General features: G+C 67.6%; 1 protein-coding gene. It reads left to right on the top strand.

The window, feature by feature from the left end:
• Positions 1-130 precede the first annotated feature (130 nt).
• On the top strand, positions 131-700 hold the full coding sequence (cobO, locus tag ACK4TH_RS12565) for a cob(I)yrinic acid a,c-diamide adenosyltransferase (protein ID WP_409626934.1): 570 nt from the start codon (positions 131-133) through the stop codon (positions 698-700).
• The last annotated feature ends 34 nt before the right edge of the window (positions 701-734 follow it).

A 734-nucleotide genomic window follows, 5' to 3' on the forward strand; every position in this document is an offset into this window, starting at 1 on the left:
GCAAGCCGGCCCGCGCATCGCGCGCGCCCGCGCGGCCTTGCGGCAGGCGCACGGCTGGATCCTGGACATCTACCTGCTCAAGCGCTGCGGCAACGACGGCTGATCCCCGCAACCTTGGGAGCTTGAACCGATGGAATTGCTTACCCCTCCGCTGCAGCGCGACGCCCCCAAGCCGCAAGGCCCGCGCCGCGGCCTCATCATCTTGCACACCGGCCACGGCAAAGGCAAAAGCACCGCGGCCTTCGGCCTGGCGCTGCGCGCGCACGGGCGCGGCAAGGCTGTCAAGATCTTTCAATTTATGAAAGTGCCCAGCGCCCGCTTTGGCGAGCACCGCGTGTTCGAGCAGCTCGGCATCCCGATCGAAGGGCTGGGGGACGGCTTCAGCTGGAAAAGCCGCGACCTGGACCGCTCCGCCGAGCTGGCGCGCCAGGGCTGGGCGCGCGCCGAGGCGGTGATCCGCGCCGGTCAACACTTCATGGTGGTGCTCGACGAAATCATGTACCCGCTGCGCTACGGCTGGATCCCGCTGGAGACGGTTCTGAATGTACTGCGCCAGCGCCCGACCGAGACGACGGTGGTGCTGACCGGCCGCCACGCGCCGCAGGAACTCATCGACCTGGCCGACACCGTCACCGAAATGGTCAAGCACAAGCACCACTTTGACGCCGGCGTGCCGGCGCAGCGCGGCATCGAGGACTGAAACCCTTAGGAGGGCGTCACGCCATGAACCTCAA

Source organism: Tepidimonas sp., from assembly GCF_046292505.1.
Lineage (GTDB): Bacteria > Pseudomonadota > Gammaproteobacteria > Burkholderiales > Burkholderiaceae_C > Tepidimonas.

What these genes read in the sequence shown, in the direction of transcription:
- cobO (WP_409626934.1), top strand. Translation starts at nt 131, where the DNA reads ATGGAATTGCTTACCCCTCCGCTGCAGCGCGACGCCCCCAAGCCGCAA.